This window comes from Pantoea sp. GW821-FHT03E06 (assembly GCF_059420725.1).
Genome location: NZ_JBWKUG010000002.1, coordinates 454,935 through 477,364 on the forward strand (window position 1 = coordinate 454,935; position 22,430 = coordinate 477,364).

General features: G+C 53.4%; 22 protein-coding genes and 1 pseudogene. 13 read left to right on the top strand and 10 right to left on the bottom strand.

The features are described 5' to 3' along the window. Positions 1-80: 80 nt before the first annotated feature. Positions 81-908, bottom strand: coding sequence for a MurR/RpiR family transcriptional regulator (locus tag AC07WB_RS21620; RefSeq protein ID WP_494941306.1), 828 nt, complete (start codon positions 906-908; stop codon positions 81-83). Between the two features lie 154 nt (positions 909-1,062). On the opposite strand from AC07WB_RS21620, the gene AC07WB_RS21625 reads away from it, so the two are divergent. Beyond that, positions 1,063-2,622, top strand: coding sequence for a PTS transporter subunit EIIC (locus AC07WB_RS21625; protein WP_494941307.1), 1,560 nt, complete (start codon positions 1,063-1,065; stop codon positions 2,620-2,622). Further along, entirely contained in the window at positions 2,619-3,308 is a 690-nt protein-coding gene (locus AC07WB_RS21630; RefSeq protein ID WP_400457615.1) for an N-acetylmannosamine-6-phosphate 2-epimerase, read from the top strand. The genes AC07WB_RS21625 and AC07WB_RS21630 overlap by 4 nt, the downstream gene beginning before the upstream one ends. 163 nt (positions 3,309-3,471) lie before the next feature. Here the strand turns inward: AC07WB_RS21630 and AC07WB_RS21635 are convergent, their stop codons facing one another. The 5 genes from AC07WB_RS21635 to AC07WB_RS21655 all read right to left on the bottom strand — a co-directional run bounded on the left by AC07WB_RS21635 (position 3,472) and on the right by AC07WB_RS21655 (position 6,769). Continuing rightward, on the bottom strand, positions 3,472-3,783 hold the full coding sequence (locus tag AC07WB_RS21635) for a cupin domain-containing protein (RefSeq protein WP_097097979.1): 312 nt from the start codon (positions 3,781-3,783) through the stop codon (positions 3,472-3,474). 140 nt (positions 3,784-3,923) lie between these two features. Continuing rightward, complete coding sequence (locus AC07WB_RS21640) at positions 3,924-4,139, bottom strand: YdgH/BhsA/McbA-like domain containing protein (protein WP_097097980.1); 216 nt, start codon at positions 4,137-4,139, stop codon at positions 3,924-3,926. Between the two features lie 195 nt (positions 4,140-4,334). Continuing rightward, positions 4,335-4,550 carry a YdgH/BhsA/McbA-like domain containing protein gene (locus AC07WB_RS21645; RefSeq protein ID WP_097097981.1) on the bottom strand — a complete coding sequence of 72 codons (216 nt, stop codon included), beginning with the start codon at positions 4,548-4,550 and terminating at the stop codon, positions 4,335-4,337. A 118-nt stretch (positions 4,551-4,668) separates the two neighbouring features. Then, entirely contained in the window at positions 4,669-5,565 is an 897-nt protein-coding gene (locus AC07WB_RS21650) for a dihydrodipicolinate synthase family protein (RefSeq protein ID WP_494941308.1), read from the bottom strand. A gap of 115 nt (positions 5,566-5,680) precedes the next feature. After that, positions 5,681-6,769, bottom strand: coding sequence for a YncE family protein (locus AC07WB_RS21655; protein WP_494941309.1), 1,089 nt, complete (start codon positions 6,767-6,769; stop codon positions 5,681-5,683). A 458-nt stretch (positions 6,770-7,227) separates the two neighbouring features. Between AC07WB_RS21655 and fhuE the strand changes: the two genes are divergently transcribed. Further along, entirely contained in the window at positions 7,228-9,387 is a 2,160-nt protein-coding gene (gene fhuE, locus AC07WB_RS21660; protein WP_494941310.1) for a ferric-rhodotorulic acid/ferric-coprogen receptor FhuE, read from the top strand. A gap of 51 nt (positions 9,388-9,438) precedes the next feature. Here fhuE and AC07WB_RS21665 read toward each other — a convergent pair whose 3' ends face one another. Together AC07WB_RS21665 and AC07WB_RS21670 are read right to left on the bottom strand one after the other, a co-directional pair. Beyond that, the gene (locus AC07WB_RS21665; RefSeq protein WP_097097985.1) at positions 9,439-9,990 is read right to left on the bottom strand and encodes a C40 family peptidase; all 552 of its coding nucleotides are present in this window, start codon (positions 9,988-9,990) and stop codon (positions 9,439-9,441) included. Between the two features lie 239 nt (positions 9,991-10,229). Continuing rightward, complete coding sequence (locus AC07WB_RS21670; protein WP_494941311.1) at positions 10,230-11,204, bottom strand: isopenicillin N synthase family dioxygenase; 975 nt, start codon at positions 11,202-11,204, stop codon at positions 10,230-10,232. Between the two features lie 518 nt (positions 11,205-11,722). Between AC07WB_RS21670 and AC07WB_RS21675 the strand changes: the two genes are divergently transcribed. Continuing rightward, positions 11,723-12,691, top strand: a complete 969-nt coding sequence (locus tag AC07WB_RS21675) for an ABC transporter substrate-binding protein (protein ID WP_494941312.1) — start codon at positions 11,723-11,725, stop codon at positions 12,689-12,691. Positions 12,692-12,698: 7 nt separating this feature from the next. Next, positions 12,699-14,114 (top strand): amidohydrolase family protein, encoded by a 1,416-nt coding sequence (locus AC07WB_RS21680; RefSeq protein WP_494941313.1) that lies wholly within the window; start codon positions 12,699-12,701, stop codon positions 14,112-14,114. Positions 14,115-14,120: 6 nt separating this feature from the next. On the opposite strand, the gene AC07WB_RS21685 is transcribed toward AC07WB_RS21680, so the two are convergent. Further along, positions 14,121-15,641: an MDR family MFS transporter gene (locus AC07WB_RS21685; protein ID WP_494941314.1), complete on the bottom strand. Its 1,521-nt coding sequence runs from the start codon at positions 15,639-15,641 to the stop codon at positions 14,121-14,123. 79 nt (positions 15,642-15,720) lie between these two features. Between AC07WB_RS21685 and AC07WB_RS21690 the strand changes: the two genes are divergently transcribed. From AC07WB_RS21690 to yahO, 7 genes and pseudogenes are all read left to right on the top strand, one after another. Then, positions 15,721-16,398, top strand: coding sequence for a TetR/AcrR family transcriptional regulator (locus AC07WB_RS21690; protein WP_345830609.1), 678 nt, complete (start codon positions 15,721-15,723; stop codon positions 16,396-16,398). Positions 16,399-16,550: 152 nt separating this feature from the next. Continuing rightward, positions 16,551-16,697 (top strand): annotated as a pseudogene (gene hipB, locus AC07WB_RS21695) (type II toxin-antitoxin system antitoxin HipB); the annotation flags it as partial. A 138-nt stretch (positions 16,698-16,835) separates the two neighbouring features. After that, positions 16,836-17,402: a peroxiredoxin gene (locus tag AC07WB_RS21700; protein WP_097097992.1), complete on the top strand. Its 567-nt coding sequence runs from the start codon at positions 16,836-16,838 to the stop codon at positions 17,400-17,402. A gap of 15 nt (positions 17,403-17,417) precedes the next feature. Continuing rightward, entirely contained in the window at positions 17,418-18,650 is a 1,233-nt protein-coding gene (locus AC07WB_RS21705; protein WP_345830607.1) for a protein-disulfide reductase DsbD family protein, read from the top strand. Positions 18,651-18,667: 17 nt separating this feature from the next. Then, on the top strand, positions 18,668-19,225 hold the full coding sequence (locus AC07WB_RS21710; protein WP_097097994.1) for a sigma-70 family RNA polymerase sigma factor: 558 nt from the start codon (positions 18,668-18,670) through the stop codon (positions 19,223-19,225). Next, complete coding sequence (locus AC07WB_RS21715; RefSeq protein ID WP_494941315.1) at positions 19,212-19,841, top strand: NrsF family protein; 630 nt, start codon at positions 19,212-19,214, stop codon at positions 19,839-19,841. The genes AC07WB_RS21710 and AC07WB_RS21715 overlap by 14 nt, the downstream gene beginning before the upstream one ends. Before the next feature lie 156 nt (positions 19,842-19,997). Next, positions 19,998-20,267, top strand: coding sequence for a DUF1471 family periplasmic protein YahO (gene yahO / locus AC07WB_RS21720; protein ID WP_097097996.1), 270 nt, complete (start codon positions 19,998-20,000; stop codon positions 20,265-20,267). Between the two features lie 82 nt (positions 20,268-20,349). On the opposite strand, the gene AC07WB_RS21725 is transcribed toward yahO, so the two are convergent. Next, positions 20,350-21,417, bottom strand: coding sequence for an SDR family oxidoreductase (locus AC07WB_RS21725; RefSeq protein WP_494941316.1), 1,068 nt, complete (start codon positions 21,415-21,417; stop codon positions 20,350-20,352). A gap of 100 nt (positions 21,418-21,517) precedes the next feature. Here AC07WB_RS21725 and AC07WB_RS21730 point away from each other — a divergent pair, with 100 nt between their 5' ends. Continuing rightward, positions 21,518-22,420 carry a LysR family transcriptional regulator gene (locus AC07WB_RS21730; RefSeq protein ID WP_097097998.1) on the top strand — a complete coding sequence of 301 codons (903 nt, stop codon included), beginning with the start codon at positions 21,518-21,520 and terminating at the stop codon, positions 22,418-22,420. The last annotated feature ends 10 nt before the right edge of the window (positions 22,421-22,430 follow it).

Below are 22,430 nucleotides of genomic sequence, written 5' to 3' on the forward strand. Positions count from 1 at the left end.
TAGGGTCACCATTCATGGTGACCGATTCACGCTTAACTGACGAGCATTACGCCATTTATGGCGACCGTTAAGCACACAACTCAGATCAACATCGGCAAGGTCGCAGTGGCCGTTTGCTGACTTGCCGCCAGATAACGCGCATCGTGCGTCATCAGTTCATTAATCAGCACTTCTACCAGCAGCATCGCTCCCACTTTACCGCTCAGCGCTCCCGCATTGAACGGCCCCTCGGGGCGCGCGGCCACCAGCAACATATCCGCTAAGCTGCCCATCGGACTGCGCAGCGTATTACTCAACATCAGCACCTGAGCGCCCTGCTTTTTTGCCACCTTCACCACGTGCATCACATCTTTAGTCGATCCGGAAGCAGAGATAGCGATCACCAAATCGCCCGTGGATAAAGTCGAGGCGTTCATCGCCGCGCGATGCATATCACCAAATAGCTGTGCCGATTTACCTAAGCGCAACAAACGATAGTGCAAATATTCACCGGTGATCGCACTGGCGGCTACGCCGTAAATCTGGATCGATTTGGCCTGATGCAGCGCATCTACCGCCTGCTGAAGCACTTCGCGATGAATGAATTTTCCGGTATCGCGCAATGCTTGCACGGTTTCTTCTACCAGCATGTCAATGCTATCACCGCTGGCGATCGCCGCGGGCTGGTTGTGCTGTACATCCAGCGCCAGCGCCATTTTGAATTCGGTATAACCTTTGCAGCCCAAATGACGGCAGAGACGCGTCACGCTGGCTTCGCTGGTTTCGGTCTCGCGCGCCAGTTCGGTGATGGTGAGATACAACACTCTCTGCGGTTCGGTGAGTATGAAATCGCCCAACTTTTGCAGCGTTGGGCTGTAGCCCGGCAATCCCTGTCGCAGGTGCAGCAAGATGTTTTCATTGTCCGTCATGGCAGCCTTCCCTTTTCGCGTCATTGATGGCGCACAGTGTGCAGCAGATTAGGGCATAAGTGAAAGCTATCACAATAATGATGGAAATTTTCATCTGATGAATTAAATTGTGGTAATAATTTTTACCACAATAGCTCATCAAGGATAAAAATTTATGTCATCACACTTTAGCGGTGCTTCCTCAGGCAGCTGGTTTGAAAAAGCCCAGCGCTTTGGTAAGTCGTTTATGTTGCCAATTGCCGTTCTCCCGGCCGCGGGATTGCTGCTGGGTATTGGCGGCGCCCTCTCCAATCCCAACACGATTCAAGCCTATCCATTTCTCGATGTTGCCTGGCTACAGGGCGTATTCACTATCATGGCGAGTGCCGGTTCGGTGGTGTTTGCCAACCTCGCGGTGCTGTTTGCGGTGGGTGTCGCGGTAGGATTAGCCAAAGGTGATAAAGGGACTGCGGGTCTTGCCTCGCTGCTGGCCTATCTGGTGATGAATGCCACCATCAACGCGCTCCTCACGCTAACCGGCGTGATGGCAGCAAGCCATCTCAGCGCGGTGGGCCAAGGCATGGCACTCGGCATTCAGACGCTGGAAACGGGCGTGTTTGGTGGCGTAATTATTGGCTTGGTGACGGCAATACTGCACAACCGTTACAACAAAATTGCGCTGCCGCAGTTTCTTGGCTTCTTTGGCGGCTCGCGTTTCGTGCCGATCATCAGTTCGTTGGCCGCCATTTTAGTCGGTGCGGCGATGACTATCGTCTGGCCGCACTTTCAAAAGTTGATTTTTGGTCTGGGCGGGTTAGTGGATGCAACCGGCTATTTCGGCACCTTTATTTACGGCTTCGTGCTGCGCATGCTCGGCCCGTTTGGCCTGCATCACATCTTCTATCTGCCATTCTGGACCACAGCGCTTGGAGGGAGCGAAGTGATCAATGGGCATTTGGTGGAAGGGACGCAGCGTATCTTCTTCGCCCAGCTCGCCGATCCCACTACGCAGCAATTCTATGTCGGTACATCACGCTTTATGTCCGGTCGCTTCATCACCATGATGTTTGGCCTGATTGGCGCATGTCTGGCGATGTATCACACCGCCAGACCGGAAAATCGTAAGCGCGTGGCCGGCTTGTTGTTATCAGCGGCGTTAACCTCCTTCCTCACGGGCATTACCGAACCGATTGAGTTCTCATTTCTCTTCGTTGCGCCGGTGCTCTACGTGATTCACGCCCTGTTCGATGGCCTGGCGTTTATGATCGCCCACCTCCTGCATATCACCATCGGCCAGACATTCTCCGGCGGCCTGATTGATTTCATTCTTTTCGGCGTATTACAGGGCGAAGCGAAAACCCATTGGTGGTATGTACCGCTGGTTGGCGTGCCGTGGTTCCTGCTCTATTACTTTACCTTCCGCCTGCTGATTAGCCGTTTCAATTTCAAAACTCCCGGCCGCGAAGACAGCAACATCGAAAGCGCTCCCTTGGTGGTTGGCGAGCGTCCACAGCAGGTGATCGCCGCATTAGGCGGCAAAGCGAATATTGTCGAGCTGGATTGCTGCGCCACACGCTTGCGTATCACCCTGCTGGATGGCAGCAAACTCAATGAAGACGCACTGAAAGCCACCGGCGCCCGCGCGGTGATCCAACGTGGCAAAGGCGTGCAGGTAATTTATGGTCCGCACGTCACCATTATCAAAAATGAAGTAGAGGAGTTACTCGCGCTATGAAAGCACCCATGCTGGCACAGATTAAAGGAAAACTGGTGGTCTCGTGCCAGGCGCTGGAAAATGAGCCGTTGCACAGTCCATTTATTATGTCGCGCATGGCGTTGGCGGCCAAAGAAGGCGGCGCGGCAGCGATTCGCGCTAATAGCCTGATTGACGTGCAGCAGATTATGCAAACCGTAAATCTGCCGATTATTGCCATTATCAAGCGCGACTATCCCGGCAGCGATGTCTATATCACCGCCACCTTGCAAGAAGTGGATGAGCTGATGGTGGCGAACCCCGCGATGATTGCTCTGGATGCTACGTTCCATCACCGCGCTGGCGACCTGCAGCTGCCCGCGCTGGTGGCAGCAATTCGCCAGCGCTATCCACAGCTGCTGCTGATGGCCGACATTGCTACGGTTGAAGAGGCCCGTCAGGCATCTCAGTTAGGCTTTGACTGCGTGGGCACCACGCTGCACGGTTACACCGCGGAAACGCAAGGCTGTTATTTGGCGGCCAATGAGTACCGCTTTCTGCGCGACGTGCTTGCAGCGGTCAACGTGCCGGTGATTGCTGAAGGGAATGTTGAAACGCCAGCTATGGCGGCACGCTGCCTCGCACTTGGGGCGCATGCGGTGGTGGTCGGCGGTGCGATTACGCGTCCGCAACAGATCACTCGTCGCTTTGTGGATGCGATGCGTTAACGGTGCGGTGCCCTTAAAGGGCACCGCTAATAAGGTTATCCACAATCCCCGTGCGTAGAGTCGGCGTTATCCTGTGGATAAAACTCTTCTTACTGCATACAGCGCCTGATACACGCGTGCGGTTACTTTTTGCACGATTCAAAAGCACGGCTGTGGCAGCCGACTAAATCGAGCCCGCTTTCTCAATCACCAGTACGCGCGCTTCGCCTTGCGGATGCGCGACATGTTCAGTGCCGATGCTGGCATAAAAGATATCGCCGGTATTGAGCAACACGCTTTGCACCTCTCCCGCTTCGCGATAATGCATCTCTACCGTGCCATCCAGCACCGCAAACACTTCTTCTCCGTCATTGATGTGCCATTTGTAAGGTTGATTGGTCCAGTGCAAACGCACGCTGGTGCCTGAGAAATTTGCGATGTCTAGCGCATCCCATGCATTAGCGGGTGTGTAATTTTTACTGACATACGTTTTCATGACATATCCGATTAACTGAGGACTGCAACGATATTACACACCACGCCTCGCAAGCGTGGGACAGGTGCAGACCATTTACGGACATCCAGATACAGCAAAGCCGCCCGGAGGCGGCCTTAACACAACGTCTATTCAGAGACTTATTTGTACAGCTCAGCAGTCATGTGAACGCGGTTATTGGTGTTAGCTTCAGTAATTTTATACTGTGCGCCCTGCTGCTGTGCCTGAGCGGCAATTTTCGCTTCTGCGCCATCAAGCGTTGATGACTCAACTGAAATGCTTTGTGCAAAGCTGGCAGCAGACATCAGTGAAAGAGCGGCAACGGCGGCGATAGACAGTGTTTTGATGGTTTTCATGGTCATAATCCTTAGTGGTTTATTAAGAAGGCTGTGTGCCTTCGATGAAAATAATAATAACCCAGGTTATCGTTTCAATATTAACCATTAGTGCGATCACGATAACTTACGTAACTATACGCTTCGGCGAGTTTTATATACAAAAAAGGCCGCCCGTAGGCGACCTGTTCTGGCACATCCGTATGCAACCATCCTTTATTTATACAGTTCAGCCGTCATGTGTACGACATTACCGTTGCTGGCTTCCAGGATGCGATATTGCTCGCCATTCTGTTTGGCCTGCGCAGCAATTTTGGCCTCAGCACCATCCAGAGTCAGCGAAGTGGCGGAAACGGTTTGTGCGAAGCTCGCAGCAGACATCAATGAAAGAGCGGCGGCAGCAGCGATAGTCAGTGTTTTGATAGTTTTCATGGTCATAATCCTTTAGGTGTTTGTTGTGAAGGCTGTGTGTCTTCGATGGAAATAATGATAACCAATGAAACTATTATCGTATTAACTATTAGTGCGATCACAGTTAATCACCTAACTATCACTCACCCAATTCCAGCTCGACAATCACTTTATGGACTTCGGCAGCCTCGGCGGCAGCTAGCGGTCGCAACGGCCGCGGCAGACAATCCATCTCTGCCAGTCCCAAACTGCTTGCTGCGGCGGCGATGACGCGAAGACTTCCGCCGTGCCTGGTAAACAGCGCCCAAAGCGGTGCCAGACGTTGTGCCTGTGCGGCAACGCTAGCAAAATCCCCCGCCATTGCCGCATCAGTGATGGCTTTAGCGGTGCGCGGGAACAGTCCGCCACACACCGAATACCACAGGTCGCAACCGGCGATCAGCCCTGCACCCGCGAACGCATCGCCGCTCACGCCAATCGAGACGCTTGCTGGTAAGTCTGTACGCAATGCCTGCACCCGCTCCGTGGCGGCTGCAATATCCGCAGGTACGCCGGGGATTTTGATGGAAGCAATATGTGGCAGCGTGGCGATGCGGGCATGTAACGCATCAGAGAAAACAGTGTGGGTCGTACCGGGATTATCGTAAACGCAGATCGGCAGTGACACATGCCGCGAGACATCCTGATAAAAGCCAAACACCTCTTCATCATTCAATTTTTGATACGAAACGGCCGGTAGTAATAAGGCACTCGCGCCAGCCTGCTGCGCATCATCGGCCAGCCGCAGCACCTCATCAGTACTTATTGCGCCAATACTTACCATCACCGGAATGTTATCCGCATGCTGAACGGCCAGGGTAGCAATGCGCTTGCGCTGTTCACGCGTAAAATAGGCGTAGCTGCCGGTGGAACCTACTATGCCAAGCGAATCTACTTGCGCATCAGTTAGCCTTTTGAGGATGTTAAGAAAAGCTTTTTCGTCGATACCAGAAGCATTCAGCGGAGTCAGAGGAAACGCACTTAAACCTTTAAACATAACCAGCGCCTTATTAAGAGATAACAGTGAACAGAATCTTTTCCTGCTTGGTTATAAGCCATTAGAAACAAAAATGCCCTCTTACGAGGGCATAATTAACGCTGCAACCACAATCTTATTTCAGTGAGATACGCGCAATCTGATCCTGGCCTTTAGTGGAGGAGTCTTTATTGAACTCCGCTTTCAGCGTGACATACAAAGTATTGTTGTCCGGACCAATCAGCAGGCTATTTGGATGGTTATCAAACGACCAGCTGTTTTTCACCGCATAGGTGGTGGCATCCAGCTGCAGCACTTTCTTCGATTCGCGCTGGCTAATGTAGATCTCATTACGCTTAGCATTAAACTTGATGCCCAGCGCATCACCTTCGATGCGTTTAATCACTTTGCCAGTACGCTCATCGAATACCAGCGTGGTCTTGCCTTTCGAATCATCGGTAACAAACAGTCGACCGGTGGCCGGGTCTTCCGCCATGTTCAGGAACAGGTACTCTTTGCCATCGCCCGCAGTCCAGCGTTTTTCAATCTTATGCGTACGTGGATTGATCACCAAAATCTCACCTGCACCGTTGGTGGCATAAATACGCTCCGTCAGCGGTGAATAGATGATACCGGTTACCCATTTGCCCGCATTCTGGATGGTTGCTTTCAGCTTAAAGGTTTTCTCGTCAACCACGGAGATATAACCGGGATCCGCCACGCGGCCGACATATAACTCGTTACCGTGCCACAGCACTTCACGCGCGCCCGCCGGATAACCTTCTTTATCTTTCTTACCTGGGAAGACTAAACGCTGCAAAACCTTCCCCGTTTGCGCGTCCACTTTGGAGAGGGCGCCATCCAGCGAGTTGGTGGTATAGAACACGCTGCCTTCTTTATCAATCGCGGTACCGAAGTTTTTCAGATCGGTATGCGTTACCCCTTTGGTCGCCAAAGTGGTGGGATCGAGGCGGTAAATCACGCCGCCGTTGACGTCTTTGAAGCTCTGAGCGCTGGCAACATAGAGCGCTTTCGCAGCGGGCGAGTACGCCATTTCATACAGTCCGTCACCCAGCGTGCGTTGGGTCAACGCAGTATCAGCAGGCTTGGCGGCAGCAGCTGGCGCTTCAGCTTTTTTAGCGGGTGCCTGACAAGCGGTCAGGCTGAATGCGGCAACAACCGCAGCAGCAACGGCCGCTTTGCGCGGGCTAAATAACGATTTCATGCTCAACTCCATCAATGGATGAACGGCCCCGTAGCACCTGTGCGCGTACGGAAAACACAAGAAGAATGAGAATCATACGCATTAGCATGAACTTAGCAACTCTCCCGACGCTTTTATCCCCTCCACACGCATTTCATTCCGGGAATAACGCTTTTCCAGACCCGCTAACGTCTCCAGAATTCACCCTACGCGCCAAATAAATGTGAAAACGTTGGCAATTAACGGGTTATTTTCATACATAACCAATTGATATTTATCAAGTACACATATTATTACAATTGCAAATGAAACCTTCCGAGAATATCTAAAGCAAATGATTATCATTGCCCTTCTCATTTGTGGCTTAACAGCGTTATGCGTGTTTCTCTCCCTGCCCTTAACGGCGGTATCGGAGTAACACCAATGATAAGAACTGGAGCGCAACAGCTTCAAACAACGCTGTTTTTATAGGAAGTTTTATGTCTGGCATCAGGAATACCTTTAGCGTCTCAATACTGGCTATGGCGATACATGCCCTGCTCAACCCAGCCGTGGCACAAGCAGCGGCCTCCAGCAGCAATAGCCAACAGGATTTGGTAGTGGATGCGACAACCAGTGCGGATGAAGACAATGAAAAGCAGGATTACGCCGTAAAAACCACGCGTGCTGGCACAAAATTGTTGCTGACCCCGCGCGATGTTCCGCAATCGCTGAGCGTGGTAACCCAGCAGCGTATGCAAGATCAGAATCTGCAATCGGTGAACGATGTACTGACCAATGCCACCGGCATCTCCACCAATTTGATCGATAGCGAGCGTTCGGAATACTATTCGCGCGGTTTTAAAATCAGCAATTTCTCTTACGACGGCATTCCAACTTCGGTTAACGACAGCTGGAATTACGGTGATGCCGCATCTGATACCGCCATTTACGATCGCATCGAGATTGTACGCGGTGCCACTGGCTTAATGACCGGTGCGGGCAGCCCCGCAGCATCCATCAATATGGTACGCAAGCACGCCGATAGCAAAACCTTCACCGGTTCGATCAGCGCCAGCTACGGCAGTTGGAACAAACAGCGCTACGTCGCCGATCTCTCAGCGCCACTGAATCAGGATGGCAGCTTGCGCGGTCGTGTCGTAACCGGTTACAGCGATGAAGATGGATGGCTCGACCGCTACCACAAAACAAAAAAATTCCTCTATGGCGTGCTTGATGCGGATATCACCGAGCACACCACCCTGTCGCTGGGCTACGACTATGAAGACGCCAACACCGGAAATCCGACATGGGGTGGCTTACCCATGTTCTATAGCAATAACGCCACCACGCATTACGATCGTAGCCTTAACTCCGCGGCTAACTGGGCGCGTTATAACACCAACTCCCGCAAAGTGTTCGCCGATATCGACCATAACTTCGATAACGGCTGGAATATCCACGTTAACGGCACACACGCGGAGAACACGTTCAACGATAAGTTGTTATATGTGATGGGCAATGCCGATCAGGATACGGGTGAAGGCACCACCGGCTACGGCAGCATGGATCGTGGCAAACGCCAGATGGACTCTTTCGACGGTTATGCCAGCGGCCCGATTGAACTGTTAGGTCGTCAGCATCAGTTAATGGCGGGCGTCAGCTATAGCCGCCAGCACAACGCGACATATAGCCAGGATGGCGTCACGGATCTGGAAAACTACGATATCGCCACCAGCGATATGGGGATCTTCAATAACAGCTGGAACGGCAACATTGCCGAACCGCAGTGGCAAGGCTGGTATCAGAACGCTAATGACACTATCCGCCAGAAATCGGCCTACACCGCCGCGCGTTTCTCGCTGGCCGATCCGCTTTCGCTGATTATTGGTGCGCGTTATACGCAGTGGAGCACCAATGGCAGCAGCGGCGACATGACCAAAAACAACACTACGCCGTATGCGGGTTTGGTGTATGACATTAATGATACCTGGTCCGCTTACGGCAGTTACACCTCCATCTTCCTGCCGCAAACCTATCGCGACACCAGCGGCAAATATCTGTCACCGGTTACCGGTAAAAGCTATGAAACCGGGCTGAAATCTGCCTGGTATGATGGTCGATTAATGGCGACGGTTGCAGTGTTCCGCATTGAACAGGATAACGTTGGGCAGGCAATTGATGGTGTTTATCTTAGCGGCAGCGAGCAGGCATACGCGCCGGCCAAAGGGGCGGTCAGTAAAGGTGCGGAGTTTGAGCTGAATGGAGCGCTAACGGATAATCTGCAGCTGACTTTCGGTGCCACACGCTATGTCGCTCGGGATAAAGAGGGTCGCTTCAACAGCTACCAGCCGCAAACGTCTTTCAAGCTGTTTACGCGTTATCAACTGCCAATGCTGCCCGATCTAACGGTTGGCGGTGGGCTGAACTGGCAAAATCGCGTGTTTGAAGACGCGACCAATGCCACTGGTGATACCGTGCGCGTTTATCAAGGTAGCTATCCGCTGGCATCCGTGTTTGCGCGTTATCAGGTTACTAAGCAGGTGGCAGTGCAGGCTAACGTAGATAACCTCTTTGACCGCGAATATTACAGCTACATGAACAGCTACGTATATGGCGCACCGCGTAGCTTCTCAATGAGCCTGTCATATCAATTCTAATCTATCCGGATCACCCAACAGGGTAAGGTGCGCATTTATGCGCACCTCCAATCAAACCTTGTTTTTATAATTGAAACTGATCTGTGAATTTTGTTCTTTCGGCAAACGTCGTGCCTCCAAATAAACCGATTTCCAATACGGGTTATTGAGCGATGAGCGCATCACGCCCTGGCTTACAGAGGCGTGCAGGAACTGATGATCGGTGTCATAAAAGCCAACGTGCAACTCACGTTTAATGCGGAAGAAGACTAAGTCACCCGGCTGCAAATGCGCCTGATCCACCGGCTTGCCCATGGCAATTAACTCTTTGGTGGTGACACGATCCATGGGAATATTGAAGCGATCTTTCAGCGTGCGCCAGACAAATCCTGAACAATCCACGCCGGTTAATTGCGTGCCGCCCCACTGATATTTTGTCCCTTCCCATGAATGCATTTGATCGTGCAGCGCTGCAATTACCGGAATCAAATCGGGCTGCTTGCCACCCTCGGCCGAAGTATCAACGCTCTCCTCAGCAGGCGCGTGTGAAGACTTAGATGAACAACCTGCCAGAGTAAAGAGAAACAGGCAGGCGATAACTTTGCAGGCCGCAGAATTGATCATGTTATGGTGTTTTCGCTGAGGAGACAGGAGTTAGAGATTTATACCGTAAAGAAGTTGCAGAAATAAATAGCCGCGCGGCGAAATCTTTTAATTACCGCTTGGTTTTACCTAAGTTTACGTTTCGGTAACATCTTGTATTTGAGTTAAAAATCTATTTTCTTTAGCGCTAATTTTTTGTGCAGGAGAATATTTACCCCTCCTGCACAGAATGTCATCAATTTCGCCTTACAGCTGTAAGTTTAATACTTGCCGGAGAAGTTGGCGCTTATACGCTGCGCCAGATAATCCCGGGCGGAAATAGGCGGATACTTTTTCTCCGGTCCTTCGATAATCACATCCTCATTAGCCTGACAGAAAAACGCCAGGCTATAGCGTGCCGGGACAGATTCGCCAGGTAATGGATTACTGACGCGATGGAAATTGGACGGCAATTTATCATCGCTCCAGCGCATCAGCATATCGCCGACATTACAGGTAATAACGCCTTCCAGCGGTTCGATGGGCGTCCACACCTGCTCTTCCATCTCTTTACCTGGACACACCTGTAAACCGCCCTGCCCATCGCGCTGGAACAGCAAAGTCAGGCAATCAAAATCGGTATGCGCACCGGCACGCCACGGCCCATCAGGCTCGCCGCTAATGGCAAAGTAGTGCAGCATGCGCAACGTACTTTGATAGGTTTCACGTGAAGGTTCGTGCGCCTGAGCAAAGAAATCGTCCGGGAAGCCCAGCTTCAGCGCGAAACAGGAAAGCAAACGCATCCCCACTTCCCAGCACTGGCGTTCAAATTTCAGCACATCGCGTTGAAAATCCGGTAAGGCATCATCAGGCCACAGATCTGCCATACGCGGCCGCGTTATCTGATACGACTCTTTTTGATCGGGTTTACCGGTGGAAGGACGGATTTGCGCCCGGTATTCCCAGCCCGCGTTACGTCTTAACGGATAACGTGCTTTCTCACGTTGCGGCAGCGCAAAAAAGCGCTCAGCGTTAGCAAAGGCAGCGTTGATATCGTCTAGCGGAATGCCGTGGCCAGAAACCTGGAAAAAACCGATCTCCGTGGCGGCTTGCCACAGCTGCTCGGCTATTTCGGGTTTACGCTGTTCAAAATCAGAGAGGTCGATGATGCGCACATCGCGTGCTGCCTCAACGCCGCGCGCGCCCATGCGCGATTCTTTAGCCAGTTCATGCATGTCAAAAGTGGTCTTTTCCATTGGTGCACCTCGTTATTGAGCGATAACGGATGACACGCCCGCAGCGTGGCAGTCATCCCCGCGCCTGTTTGCTTTACTACAACAGGCGATCGAGCAATGACCCACCGGGCAAAACCTCGGCTGACAGCTTCTACTCTTGTTCACTCAAGCAAAGCCTGTGCCAGCTCGGGAAGCCACGCAGAATCAATAGGTTAAATAAAGTGGCATGCCCATCGTGCACAAAGGCGGTGCAACAACCGCCAGGATGCATCCTGAATGAGCAGCGCCTGAGAGAAATGTGACAGAGGAGTTAATAAAATGTGCGTATATTCAAATCGTTACACAAATGGCATGCGCTTTGCTAATTCCCTACTGAGTATAAGCGGTCAGCGTGACACCAGATTCACGCAGGACATTGCTCTACAGCATTAGCTGTACCTCGTCAGGGGACGATGCTTTTATTACCGGCATCGTGAGTACGCCATGCGCCGCTGCGCCCCTGATGATGACGACAAACTCAACGTTTATTGGGGGTTATTATGACAATGTCACGTTTCCGTTTCTCTTTACTCGCTGTGCTGCTCGGCACTTCTGCGCTGACGCACGCCGCAGACAAACTGGTGTTGCAAACCACCTGGGTAGCACAAGCCGAGCAAGGCGGCTATTACCAGGCGGTCGCTAGCGGCATCTACAAAAAATATGGGCTGGATGTCGAAGTACGTTCAGGTGGACCACAGCTCAATAACATGACGCTGCTGTTAGCGAATCGCGCCGATGTGATCGTCAGCTACGACCTGCAAGTGTTGCAGGGCATCGAACGCAATTTTCCGTTAAAAGCCATCGCTGCGCCCTTTCAGTTTGATCCTCAAGGCATTGTTACCCACGGCGATGTGAAATCATTGGATCAGCTCAAGGGCAAAACCGTGCTGGTATCAGCCAGCGGGCAAGCCAGCTGGTGGCCGTGGTTGAAAAGCAAATATCAGCTGCAGGATGGTCAGGCGCGTCCTTACACCTTCAACATGCAACCTTTCCTTGCCGATAAAAATACTGCGCAACAGGCTTACGCCACTTCCGAAGTGCAACAGATCAAAGAAGTGCAGCCCGACAGTAAATTCTATCTGTTTGCCGATTATGGCTATCCAGCCTACGGCGGTATTCTGGTTACGCGCGATGATTTACTGCAAAAAGAGCCGGATGTGATGAAACGCTTTGTTGCGGCTTCAATGGAAGGCTGGAAATCCTATCTCGCTAATCCGACAGCAGGCAATACGCTGATCAAAAAAGAGAATCCACAAATGACCGACGCCATTCTGGCTTTCGGCGTATCACAAATGAAAGCTTTGCACCTGATAGACGGCGGCGATGCAGCGAAACAGGGCCTAGGCGTGATGACCAAACAACGCTGGCAGGCCACGCGTGATTTTATGGTCAACGCGGGATTGCTGAAAGCCGCCACCGATTGGCAACGTGCTTTCACCACCCAGTTCACTCCATCCGCTACGCAGTGAGGCCGCGATGAACCCACTGTTAATTAAACACTGCACCGCGATTATGACCGGGGATAAACACCTGCCACGCAGCCAGGCACGCGATATACGTATTCGTGACGGCCTGATCGTCGAAATGGGCGATCTCATCGCGACAGCAGATGAAACGGTCATTGATGCCCGTGATTGCGTGGTCTATCCCGGCTGGGTCAATACCCATCACCATCTGTTTCAATCATTACTGAAAGGTGAACCTAAGGGTTTGAATCTGAGCCTTGGCGGCTGGCTGGCCGCCACGCCCTATCGCTTTCGCGGGGCATTCGATGAACAGACGTTTCGTATTGCGGTACGCGTTGGTCTGGTTGAATTAGTGCGTTCTGGCTGTACCACCCTTGCTGACCATCACTACCTGTATTGGCCGGATATGCCGTTTGATGGCGCAGAAATCCTGTTCGATGAGGCCGCCAAACTGGGTGTGCGCTTTGTTTTGTGTCGCGGCGGCGCCACACAAAGTCGTGGCCTGGAAAGCGACTTACCTGGCGCGCTGCGTCCGGAAAACTTCCACAGCATGATGGCGGATGTCGATCGCCTGGTTGCGCGCTATCATCAACCGCACGATCGGGCGATGCGTCGCATCGTGATGGCACCTACCACCACTTTGCACTCCACCACGCCTCAGGAATTACGCGAAAGCGCGCGCCTCGCCCGTCAGCTCGGTATTCGCCTGCATAGTCATCTCTCCGAGACCGTTGACTATCTCGATGCGGCGCGCAGCAAATTCGGTATGACGCCGCTGCAATTTTGCGCTGAACACGACTGGATTGGTGACGATGTCTGGTTTGCACATCTGGTAAAACTGCTGCCGGAAGAGATCGCGATGCTGGGTGCGGCAGGCAGCGGCATCGCGCATTGCCCGCAAAGTAATGCGCGCCTCGGTAGCGGCATTGCCGATGTAGTCGCAATGGAACAAGCCGGCATGAAAATCTCAATTGGCGTAGATGGTGCGGCATCGAACGAAGCGGCAGATATGCAAAGTGAAACCCACGCTGCCTGGCAGTTACAACGCGTACGTAAAGGCATGCAGGCCCAGCCGCGCTATGCTGGTGGTACGTATGAAGGTGGAGGTGATGCCGCCAGCATTGAGGATGTGGTGCGCTGGGGCACGTCGGGCGGCGCGCAGGTGCTGGGATTGCACACCGGGCGTATTGCGCCGGGCATGGCTGCCGACATCGCCATTTATCGCCTCGACGATCCGCGCTATTTTGGCCTGCATGATATGGCCATCGGTCCGATAGCCAGCGGCGGGCGCGCCAGCGTGAAAGCGCTTATTTGCGATGGACATGTTGTGATGCAGGAAGATGTGATTCCGGGACTGGATGTGGCTGAATTGCGCCGCGACGCTGCGCAAGCGGTGAAAACCTTGCAGCAGCGCGCGGGAGTATAAGTCGTGTTACGCCGCTGCGTCTTTCTTGTGCAGCGGTGATTCTGGCAACATCAGAGAAAGGATAAAGGCCAGCAACATCACCACCGCCGCCATTTGAAACGCGGCGTGCACCGCGTCGCCAAAGACCTGTAAATACGCCTGCTGCACATCAGGGGGGAGATGATGCACCGCCTCTGGATCGAGCGCGCGCGGCAGCGTTTTGCCTTGTTCCACCAGCGAGGTCAGGCCCGATTTCAGCACCTGGCTGAATACCGCCCCAAACAGCGCCACGCCGATTGAGCCGCCAACGGAACGGAATAGCGTTACTGATGAGGTTGCCACGCCAATACTGTCCGGCGTTACCGAGTTCTGCACCGCCAGCACCAGCACCTGCATCACCATCCCCATTCCCATGCCTAACACACAGGCGAACAGGTAAATGTGCCACAGCGGTGCATCAATGGTTAGCGTGGTCAGCAGCGCCATGCCGATGGTTGCCAGCAATGTACCGGCAATTGGGAACAGGCGATATTTGCCGGTTCGGCTAATAATGCGCCCGCTGGCGATGGACGTGACCAGCAACCCGCCCATCAACGGCAGTAATTGTAAACCCGCTTCGGTCGGCGTCGATCCCTTCACCACTTGCAGATAGAGCGGTAGAAAGGTAACGCTTCCAAACAGCGCCATGCCGACGATAAAGGCCATTAAACTGGCGAGGGAAAAGCTGCGATTACGAAACAGCGCCAGCGGAATAATCGGCTCCCAGGCGCGACGCTCTTCATAAACAAACCCGATCACCCCAATCACACCAAATGCCAGAATGCACCAGAGCTGAGGATCGGACCACGCGCGCAGCGTGCCGCCTTCACTGGTAAATAGCGTGATGCCCACCAGCGCCATGCTGAGGAACACCGCACCGGGAAAATCGATTTCGTGTGGCTTACGCTTGTTGTCGGTTTTGAACACCGCGTTGATGATTAACAGCGCCAGTAAACCCAACGGTAGATTGATATAAAAAATCCAGCGCCACGAGGCATGCTGCACAATAAAGCCGCCGAGCAGCGGGCCAATTACCGTTGCCAGGCCGAACACGCCGCCAAATAAGCCCTGATATTTACCGCGTTCCTGTGGTGGGATGACATCAGCCACCGCAGCCATGCTCACCACCATCAGGCCGCCGCCACCTAAACCTTGCAGCGCACGGGTAAAAATGAGCTGTTCCATATTCTGCGCTAACCCGCACAATGCGGAGCCTATCAGGAACAGTACCACCGAGATTTGCAACACCGTTTTGCGGCCAAACAGATCGCCAAACTTGCCATACAACGGCACGACAATGGTGGATGCCAGCATATAAGCCGTGACGATCCACGACAGGCGATCGAGCCCGCCCAGCTCGCCCACAATAGTGGGCAGCGCGGTGGAGACGATAGTTTGATCCAGCGCCGATAACAGCATGACAAGAAGTAAAGCACCCATCAGCAAGCGGATTGATGGAGGATTCTCCTCCCCGCTGCCCGACGACGGTGTAAGAGTGTTAAGTTTCATCACAGACACCAATTGAAATTAATTAAATACACAATTAATATTGAGCACAGTCTGACATGAAGCAAGCGAGCGAGTAAAGATGACCGCAAAAAAAATCCCAGCAGCAGCGAAAACCACGGCAGCCAAACCGCGTCGTCCCGGCCGTCCACGCGGCGGCGCGATTAACGTGCAGCAGCGTGAATTGCTGCTTGATATCACTCTGGCGCTATACGCAGAAAACGGCATTGGCGAGACGTCACTGAATGCGATTGCGCGCAAAGCGGGCGTAAGTCCGGCAATGCTCAATTACTATTTTCAGTCCCGTGAATCACTACTGGATATTGTGGTTGAGGAGCGTTTTTTACCGTTACGTCAACGCCTGGTTGCGCACTTTATCGACGACCCGCGTGACCCTGTCACGACTTTTAGCGCGTTTATTCGCGAAGTCGCGGATATCGTCACGACATACAATTGGTTCGCCCCTTTGTGGATGCAGGAAGTGATGCAGGGTGAAGGCGGTTTAGGTCAGCACATTAAGAAGCGTTTTGGCCACGGTGAGCGTGATGAGGTAAAAAAATTGATTGAAGGCTGGCAGCAGCAGGGATTACTCAATGCAGATTTAGAGCCGCAGCTGCTGATGACATCAATCCTTAGCCTGGTATTGGTGCCCTTCACCCGCTTTGCCAACGATCCTGCATACAATCGCGACATCATCGTGCAGCATACCTTGAGTCTGTTTTGTCAGGGGATTAAACCCACATCACTCGCCGCTTCGTAGAGATTCATAGCGCTTCGTGACATTCCAATGGGCTATCCAAAACGTAAATCAGCGCGTCTTCTTTGCTTATCCCCTGGCGGGGATAAACGCTTTCTTATCCTCTGTAAGGGATAATGGCTCAACGTTATGCACCCTTAAGATGAGAATAAGAGATGATTTACAGTCCGCGCCAACTTGCCAATCACGTCAGGCTGATTCGTCAAAAGAACCAATGGACACAGAGTGAATTGGCGAAGAAAGTCGGGTTAAAACAATCCACTATTGCTCATTTTGAAAACAATCCCGATCTGACCACGCTGTTGAGAACAGCATGCGTATGTTGGCACGTCTAAAAAAATAGTTTTTTTTCACCTCCACCGAAACTTTCCTTCCCGCCCCAGCGAACTGAACTACTGAGTCACCCAAATCGGAACTCCCCTACATCGCAGGAGCAGCTAATGAAACGCATGAAATCCCTCGTTTGTACCCTGACTATAACAGCAGCACTGGGTCTGTCCGCGTTCAACGCCGGTGCCGCATTGCCGGTAGGCGCTAAAGCCCCCAACTTTGAACTGCAGGGCGCGTTAGCCGGTAAGCCATTGACCTTCTCACTGGATAAAGCGCTGCAGAAAGGCCCAGTGGTACTCTATTTCTTCCCGGCCGCGTTCAGTAAGGGCTGCACCATCGAAGCGCACGATTTTGCCGAAGCCACAGATAGCTTTACCAAAATGGGCGCCACAGTCATTGGGGTCACCGCGGGCAATACCGATCAGGTTAGCGATTTCTCCAAACTGGAGTGCCGCGATAAATTTACCGTTGCCGCCGATCCGGGCGCAAAAGTGGCCGCACAATACCAAACCACCATGCAGATGAAAGGCAAAACCCTCTCCGATCGTACCTCTTACGTGATTGCGCCAGATGGCAATATTCTGCTGAGTTACACTGATAGAAACCCTGACACGCATATCGAGAAAGCGCTGGCCGCCGTTAAGCAGTACGACGCCTCTCATCCGCAAACTCACTAAGCAAAGAGGCCAGCGATGTTAACCGCCATGCTGGCCGCCTTCATCGGCGGCATTATTCTCAATCTTATGCCCTGCGTGTTTCCGGTGATCTCGCTGAAAGCACTCGGCCTGTTACGCCATACCGATAACGCCGCCAGCGCGCGCCGCGAAGGTTTGGGCTTTTTACTCGGCGTTGTCGTCACCATGATGGCGCTGGCGGGGATCTTGCTGGCGGCGCGAGCCGGTGGTGCCGCCGTTGGCTGGGGCTTCCAACTGCAATCGCCGTTGGTGATCGCCCTGCTTTCGCTGGTGATCCTTGCCGCCGCACTCAATTTACTTGGCGTGTTTGAAGTGGGTTTATCGGTACAGCGTGTAGGTTCGGTCGATGTCGGACGCGGCGCCTTTACGCGTTCAGCCTTGACCGGCGCGCTAGCGATTATCGTTGCGACACCCTGCGCCGCGCCGTTTATGGCCAGCGCCATCGGTTATGCGTTGGTACAGCCGCCTGCCGTTGCCTTAGTGATCTTTTTCGCGTTGGCGCTGGGCTTTGCCGCACCGTTTACGCTGGTTTCCCTGTTCCCGGCTTTGGCTAAATTCCTGCCGCGTCCCGGCGCATGGATGGATATTCTTAAGCGCGGCCTGGCGTTCCCTATGTTTGGTGCTTACGCCTGGCTGGTATGGGTTTTAGCGCAGCAAGCGGGCAGCGCAGCCCTCGCCACCTTACTGGCTGCCTCTGTGGTCGTTGCCTTCGCTGGCTGGTTATATGGGATGGCGCAGCATCGCCACTTCGCCGGTAAAAGTCATAAAGTCATGTATAGCGTGACGGCGGTGTTAATTATCGCGGTGATCGCGCCACTACCCAGCCTGATCAAACCGGGCACAGGGCTGGCGGGCGATCGGCTCACGGCTGAAGTAAGCAAAGCCAAATGGTCGCCGCAAGCGGTTGAAGCGCAGCGCGGTCACGGTAAAGCGATCTTTGTCGATTTCACCGCCTCCTGGTGCATCACCTGCCAGGTGAACGAGAAAACCTCGCTCTCAACGCAGGCCGTGCAAGACGCGTTAGCAAAAACCGGTACGCTGTACATGGTGGCCGATTCCACTAAATTTAACCCGGACGTGGATGACACGATGAGTGAATTCGGCCAGGGTGGCTTACCGATGTATCTGGTGTACCCCGCCGATGGCGGACCGCCGAAAGTGCTGCCGCAGGTGCTGACACCCAGCATTGTGGTGAATGCGCTCAATCAGGCGGCAAGCAAGAAGGCGTAAGAACAACAAGGCGGATTATGCAAACAAGCGATAGCGCGCGCGAAAGTTGGCCCGCGCTAATGGAACGGGCGCAGGCGGGCGATCAGCTCGCCTATACCCGATTGCTCAAAGCGCTGGTGCCGGTGATTCGTTCGCAAGTACGCAAGCACTTCAGCGATGAGGCATTAGTCGAAGATGTGATTCAGGATGTGCTGTTGGCAGTGCATCGGGTGCGTCACACCTATGATCCTGCCTACCCTTTTTTGCCCTGGCTGATGGCGATTATCTCGGCGCGCGCTATTGATGCATTGCGACGTCGCGGCCGCCATCAGCAGTGGGAAGTGAACGACGACGCATTACCGGAAGCCGCCAGCGTACCGGACGCGCACCGGCAAGATACGCAGGATGAGCTGGCCGGTTACCTGCAACAGCTACCTTCGCGTCAGCGCGAAATTGTTGAACATGTTCACCTGCGTGAGATGAGCCTGACGGAAGCGGCCGCGCATAACAACCTGAGTGTGGCGGCGGTGAAATCGCTACTACATCGCGCATTAACCAATTTGCGCCGCTTTGGAGCCAATCATGACCGATCATGACCTGTTAATTGAAAAACTCGGGCGCGAGATGCAACCCGTTAAACCGCTGCGTTCAACCGGCTGGCGCGTCTTTGTCTGGCTGCTGCTGGCTCTCCCCTGCGGGATTGCCGCCAGCTTTTTGGTACAGCGCAGTTTCACCGACTGGACGCAGCCCGGCGCGCTACAGGCCATGTTGCAACTTGCGCTGGCGTTTGTACTCGGTACCCTGGCGATCCGCAGCGCCTTTACGATGAGCATCGCCGGACGTCGCAGCATCAGCTGGAAAGCGCTGCTGCCAATCGGTTTATTGTGGCTGGGCATGAGCATCAGCCAGATTCCCGGTGAAATGCCGCTGGTGCACGATAACGACAGTACGCGCTGTTTTACCTTTTTGCTGGTGGTCAGCACGCCAATGATGCTGCTAATGATCGCCAGCCTGCGCCGTACTCGCGCACTGCATCCGGTACGCAGCTTAGCGATGGCGGGATTGGGCGTCTCCTGCATGGCGGTCACGCTGCTGGCGTTTTGCCATCCGGTCCATCTGCATCCAATGGATTTTGTCATGCATCTGGCTGCAATAGTGACCATTGTGGCAATGACGGTGTTGGTGGGAAAACGTTGGGTGACGTTGAAGTAAGAGAGTTAACTTTTTTAAGTTAATTTTTGGAGGGGATGCAAGTTACGCAAAAGTTTAAAAATTGGCTCAATCACATTGTAAAGGGCACATTTGTAAACTATAGAATAATAGCAATGCTAACATTATTCCCATCATTTACCTCATCCAAGGATTCGTATGAAAAAATTAATATTGGCATTATTAGCAACCTCACTATCTTTTAGCGCATTTGCTGCAGAACTGATGACAAAAGTAGAATTTGAAAAGGTGAAAGATCAATACGTTGAGGTGGGAAATATTTCCACTTCGGGTGAAACGGATGCGGCAAGCGCCAAAGAAGAACTGTCTAAACTGGCAGATGAAAAAGGCGGCGATATTTATATCGTTACCTCAGCAAATACCAATAATAAAATATATGGCACTGCGATCGTTTATAAGAAGAAGTAATGGTTAAAACCGGCAGGCGCATTGCAAAACAGTTAATTTGGAGGGCGGTTCTCACGAGCCGCCCTTTTTATTTCGCGCAGCTTTATTGTGGGATAACCTTCTCTGCTTTCAGCCGATCAAAAAGTTCAGTAAAGGAATCCAGCGTTGAACGATACCCGGTAAAGCCCGCTTTGCGGCTCTTGCTCATGTCGGTGAAGGCTTCCATCGGACGGCCCAAGTCGGCATCGGTGTGCCACCAGGATGCGAGCTTAGTGATGTCCGCTTCGCGCAGCTGATAACGTGCTGCCACATCACGCCAGGCATCTGCCGCATCCTGCATGCGCCCTTCCAGTGGCATCATCTGTGCCGGATACGCCGCCGCTTCCACGCCGAAATAGGCCGCCAGACGTGGCCACAACCAGTTCCAGCGGAACACATCTCCGTTCACCGCATTGAAGTCCTGATTGGCCGCTTCTGCCGCCGTCGCCGTCCACAGCAGTTGCTCAGCCAGCAAACCGGCATCGGTGACATCAGAAACACCGTTCCACTGTTCTGGCGAACCGGGGAAAATAAACGGCAAGCCTTGTTCACGGCACAGCGTAGCGTAGACTGCCAGCGTCTGGCCCATGTTCATGGCGTTGCCCAGCGCGAACCCAACGATGGAGTGCGGGCGATGCACGCTCCAGCGATAGCCATATTTCTCCGCCCCGGCAAACACTTCATCTTCCTGCGCGTAATAGAAGTTATCGACCGGCTGACGACCCTGCTCTTCGCGGAACGGTGTGACCGGCACCGCGCCTTTGCCGTACGCTTCAAATGGACCGAGGTAGTGCTTGAGGCCGGTCACCAGCGCCACATGCGCGCCGTTTAGACGATCGCCTAACGCTTCAATTACGTTGCGCACCATCGCGCCATTGACGCGAATGTTCTCTTTCTCATTTTCCTGACGCGACCAAACGCTAAAGAACAGTGCATCCGGCTTCTCTTGCCCCAGCGCAGCGCGCACCGCTGCTGCGTCAGTAAGATCGGCAGTCAGGCTGCGGCAGCCATCTGGCACCGCGCCACGTCCGCGCGATAAGCCGCTCACCTGCCAGCCTTCACGCTGTAATTTTTCTGCCAGCGCACGTCCAATCACACCGCTAATACCTACAATCAATGCCTGCTTTTGCATTTCAATTCTCCTCAGTTTCAGTAATGATGAGTTTAATAGAGAATTAAATTCCTATCTTTGGCATTAATTCACGGCATTCACAACCTGAGTTCACTAATCGATGCACGATCAACGCCTGAAAGATATTGTTCCTTTTGTTGCCAGCGTGGAGAGCGGCAGCTTTGCCGCTGCCGCTGAGCGTCTGCATTTGACCGGTTCCGCCGTGAGTAAGAGCGTAACGCGGCTGGAAACCCGGCTTGGCTCGCGCCTGCTGGAGCGCACCACGCGCAGCCTGAAACTCACCGACGCCGGTAACGCCTATTACCAAACCTGTTTGCGCATTATGGAGGAGCTGGCAGAAGCCGAAGCGGTGCTGGCGGCGCAGCGCACCATCCCTTCCGGCCGCTTGCGCCTCGCGGTGCCGAATACTTATGGCCGCCTTGGCGTGATGCCGCTGCTGATTCCGTTTTGCCAGCAGCATCCGGATGTAGAGCTCAATCTGACGTTCTCCGATCGTTTTATCGATCTGTTCGATGAGGGGATTGATGTTGCGGTACGCATTGGCGGATCGCCCGATCTACCCGCCTCGCTCGGCTGTCGCCAGATGGGTCGCGAACGCATGGTATTTTGCGCGTCACCGGATTACCTGACGCGCGTAGGTCGCCCAAACAATGAAAGCGAGCTGCTTCAGCATCAGGCCATCATGTATGAACGCGTCGATGGCAGCACCAAACCATGGCTGTTTACCACTGAAGATGGCTATCCGCACTGGCGCAATGTGCCGCACCGCATGGCGCTGGGGGATGTGGATGCGCAGGTGCAGGCAGTGTGTGGCGGGCTAGGTATTGCCCAGATGCCATCGTGGTTGATCCGTGAGCCGCTGGCGCGCGGCGATCTGCAGATTATTCTGCCCGAACAGCAGCCGGACGGTTTAGCCTTAACGCTGATCTGGCCGCGCCGCAAACAGCTGCTTCCCAAAGTCGATGCGCTGCTGGCCGCACTAGAAGGATTATCGATCCGTTAAATTGCTGGTG